The following is a 3,730-nucleotide window of genomic DNA, read 5'->3' as shown; positions in this document are numbered from 1 at the left end:
CGTCAGCGCGGCACCCAATTCCACGCTGGCTACGGCGTTGGCATGGGTAAAGATCACACCCTCTTCGCGAAAATCGAAGGCGTGATCAAGTTTGAAGTAAAGGGCGCGTTCAACCGCCGTTACGTGAGCGTTGTCGCAGCTTAATTGCGCAATCGCTGGAAAAGCCCTGTCTCGCGACGGGGCTTTTTCGTTTGTGGGGTGAGTCTCTTGCAAAACTGTTTGTATGGGCTGTCGGCGTGCGATGCAGGTCGTGTTTTGGGGTCGCTGCGCTCATTTTTGCAAGAGTCTTATGTCTTGATTGTTTTTCGGCTCGTCCGTACGGCGAGAGGCGTTGGTTATGAAGTTTGTTGATGAAGTATCGATTCGCGTAAAGGCCGGTGACGGTGGCAACGGTGCCATGAGTTTCCGTCGGGAAAAATTCATCGAAAACGGTGGCCCGAACGGTGGTGATGGCGGTGACGGCGGTTCCATCTACATGATGGCTGACGAAAACCTCAACACCCTGGTCGACTACCGTTACACCCGGCACTTCGATGCCGAGCGCGGTTCCAACGGTGGCAGCACTGACTGCACCGGCAAGAAGGGCGAAGACCTGATCCTGCGTGTGCCGGTTGGCACCACAGTGATCGACTCCGCCACTCAGGAAGTCATCGGCGACCTGACCAAGGCTGGTCAGAAGTTGATGGTTGTGCAGGGCGGCTGGCACGGTCTGGGCAACACCCGTTTCAAATCCAGTACCAACCGTGCGCCGCGTCAAACCACGCCGGGTAAGCCGGGTGAGCAGCGCGACCTGAAACTGGAAATGAAAGTACTGGCTGACGTTGGCCTGCTGGGCTTGCCGAACGCCGGTAAAAGTACTTTTATCCGTTCGGTGTCGGCGGCCAAGCCGAAAGTTGCCGACTACCCGTTCACCACGCTGGTGCCAAACCTCGGTGTGGTCAGCGTCGATCGTTGGAAGAGCTTCGTTGTTGCGGACATTCCGGGTCTGATCGAAGGCGCTTCTGATGGTGCCGGTCTGGGTATTCGCTTCCTCAAGCACTTGGCGCGTACGCGTCTGCTGCTGCATCTCGTCGACATGGCGCCGCTGGATGACGCCAGCGCTCCGGACGCGGCAGAAGTGATCGTCAACGAACTGATCAAGTTCAGCCCGTCCCTGGCCGAGCGTGATCGCTGGCTGGTACTGAACAAGTGCGACCAGATCCTTGAAGAAGAGCACGAAGAGCGCGTCAAGGAGATCGTTGATCGTCTGGAATGGACTGGCCCGGTTTACGTGATTTCGGCTATCGCCAAGATCGGTACCGAGCGTCTGTGCCACGACATCATGCGTTACATGGAAGATCGTGCCGATCGCCTTGCTGCTGATCCGGCTTACAAGGAAGAGCTGGCCGACCTCGATCAACGCATCGAAGACGAAGCCCGCGCCCAGTTGCAGGCGCTGGACGACAAGCGTGCCCTGCGCCGCAGCGGCGTGAAGTCGGTTCACGACATCGGCGACGATGATTGGGACGAAGAAGATGTAGATGACGAAGACGGTCCGGAAATCATTTACGTGCGTGACTGATCCGTTGCGATAAACTTGAACGCCGCTCAATCGAGCGGCGTTTTAGTATCTGGAAATCGATCGTTGGTAAGGCATAGCCACGAATAACGTCACGGGCGGCGCTGGGTCGCGCTGCCCTCAAGCTAAGGTTGAAGATGATGCGGAGCAAGGTGACAGGTGCGCAGCGTTGGGTCGTGAAGATCGGCAGCGCTTTGCTGACAGCAGATGGCAAAGGGCTGGATCGCGCGGCTATGAGTGTCTGGGTTGAGCAAATGGTGGCGCTGCATGAAGCGGGCGTCGAGCTGGTGTTGGTGTCCTCCGGGGCAGTGGCGGCCGGTATGAGCCGTTTGGGCTGGACCGCGCGACCCAGCGCGATGCACGAGCTCCAGGCGGCCGCCGCGATCGGTCAGATGGGTTTGGTGCAGGCGTGGGAATCAAGCTTCGCCGAGCATGGCCGGCACACGGCGCAAATTCTCCTGACTCACGACGACTTGTCCGACCGCAAGCGCTACCTCAATGCCCGTAGTACCTTGCGTGCGCTGGTCGAGCTGAAAGTCATTCCGGTGATCAACGAAAACGACACCGTGGTGACTGACGAAATCCGTTTTGGCGACAACGACACGCTGGCGGCGCTGGTGGCCAACCTGGTCGAAGCGGATCTGCTGGTGATCCTTACCGACCGCGACGGCATGTTCGACGCCGATCCGCGCAACAATCCGGATGCGCAGCTGATTTACGAAGCGCGCGCCGATGATCCGAGTCTCGACGCGGTTGCCGGTGGTACCGGCGGTGCGTTGGGGCGTGGCGGCATGCAGACCAAGCTGCGCGCGGCGCGTCTGGCGGCGCGTTCCGGTGCGCACACCATCATCGTTGGCGGGCGTCTCGAGCGCGTGCTTGATCGCCTGAAAGCGGGCGAGCGCATCGGCACCTTGCTGTCGCCTGAGCGCGGCATGCTCGCGGCGCGCAAGCAATGGCTGGCCGGCCATCTACAAACGCGCGGCACGCTGGTGCTGGACGATGGTGCGGTGTCGGCGCTGTCCAAAGGTAACAAAAGCCTGCTGCCGGTCGGCGTGAAACTGGTGCAGGGTAGCTTCCGTCGCGGTGAGATGGTGGTGTGCGTGGCGCCGGACGGTCGTGAGATCGCTCGTGGCCTGGCCAACTACAGCGCGCTGGAAGCACAAAAAATCATCGGTCAGTCGTCGGATGCGATTGTCGGTTTGCTCGGTTACATGGCGGAGCCAGAACTGGTTCACCGTGACAACCTGATCCTGGTGTAAGGAAAACTCGATGCGTTTAGCAAAAGGATTGTTGGGCCTGCTGATGGCGATGCCATTGCTGGCCTCGGCCGAGGAAATCGGTCAGGTGTCGACAGTGTTCAAATTCGTCGGCCCGAACGACCGGATCGTGGTCGAAGCGTTTGATGATCCGAAGGTCGAAGGCGTGACCTGCTACCTGTCGCGCGCCAAGACTGGCGGGGTGAAGGGTGGTTTGGGTCTGGCTGAAGATCGCGCAGAAGCGTCGATCGCCTGTCGTCAGGTCGGCCCGATCAAGTTCAATGGCGATCTGAAGGATGGCGATGAGGTGTTCAAGGAGCGCACGTCGCTGGTGTTCAAGACCATGCAGGTGGTGCGTTTCCTCGACAAGAAACGCAATACGCTGGTGTACCTGGTCTACAGCGATCGCCTGATCGAAGGCAGCCCGCAGAATGCTGTTACAGCGATCCCGATCCTGCCATGGGTGCCCGTCCAGCAATAACCCCGCAAACCAACTGAAGGAGTGAGCCTGCTCGCGATAGCGGTGTAACAGTCAATAATTGCATCGACTGACACATCGCTATCGCGAGCAGGCTCACTCCTACAGTTGGTTTTGCGCTGGATTTGTTAAATCACAGGCAATAAAAAACCGACCCTAAGGTCGGTTTTTTAATGACTACGTCGATTAAGCAGCTTCTTTCAGCGCTTTAACGTGGCCATTCAGACGGCTCTTATGACGAGCAGCCTTGTTCTTGTGGATGATGCCTTTATCGGCCATACGGTCGATAACTGGCACAGCCAGAACGTATGCAGCTTGAGCTTTTTCAGCGTCTTATGCGACAATGCCTTTAACTACATTCGAGATGTAGGTGCGAACCATGGAACGCAGGCTGGCGTTGTGGCTGCGACGCTACTCAGCCTGTTTTGCACGTCTTTC

The 3,730-nt window shown here is 58.3% G+C and carries 4 protein-coding genes and 1 pseudogene; 4 read left to right on the top strand and 1 reads right to left on the bottom strand.

Annotation, left to right across the window (positions count from 1 at the left end):
• The 4 genes from ACIP66_RS28260 to ACIP66_RS28245 all read left to right on the top strand — a co-directional run.
• On the top strand, positions 1 to 144 hold a 144-nt coding region (locus ACIP66_RS28260; protein WP_400652531.1), incomplete at its 5' end, for a 50S ribosomal protein L27.
• A gap of 193 nt (positions 145 to 337) precedes the next feature.
• Entirely contained in the window at positions 338 to 1,561 is a 1,224-nt protein-coding gene (gene cgtA / locus ACIP66_RS28255; protein WP_053123980.1) for an Obg family GTPase CgtA, read from the top strand.
• A 137-nt stretch (positions 1,562 to 1,698) separates the two neighbouring features.
• Positions 1,699 to 2,817 (top strand): glutamate 5-kinase, encoded by a 1,119-nt coding sequence (gene proB, locus ACIP66_RS28250; RefSeq protein ID WP_053123978.1) that lies wholly within the window; start codon positions 1,699 to 1,701, stop codon positions 2,815 to 2,817.
• A 10-nt stretch (positions 2,818 to 2,827) separates the two neighbouring features.
• Entirely contained in the window at positions 2,828 to 3,295 is a 468-nt protein-coding gene (locus ACIP66_RS28245) for a CreA family protein (RefSeq protein ID WP_053123976.1), read from the top strand.
• A 183-nt stretch (positions 3,296 to 3,478) separates the two neighbouring features.
• Here ACIP66_RS28245 and rpsT read toward each other — a convergent pair.
• Positions 3,479 to 3,730, bottom strand: a pseudogene (gene rpsT / locus ACIP66_RS28240) (30S ribosomal protein S20); the annotation flags it as partial.

It is taken from the genome of Pseudomonas sp. NPDC088429, from assembly GCF_044753305.1.
Taxonomy (GTDB): domain Bacteria; phylum Pseudomonadota; class Gammaproteobacteria; order Pseudomonadales; family Pseudomonadaceae; genus Aquipseudomonas; species Aquipseudomonas rustica.
Note: the sequence above shows the minus strand (reverse complement) of the source record. Positions and strands in the feature narration are given on the sequence as shown.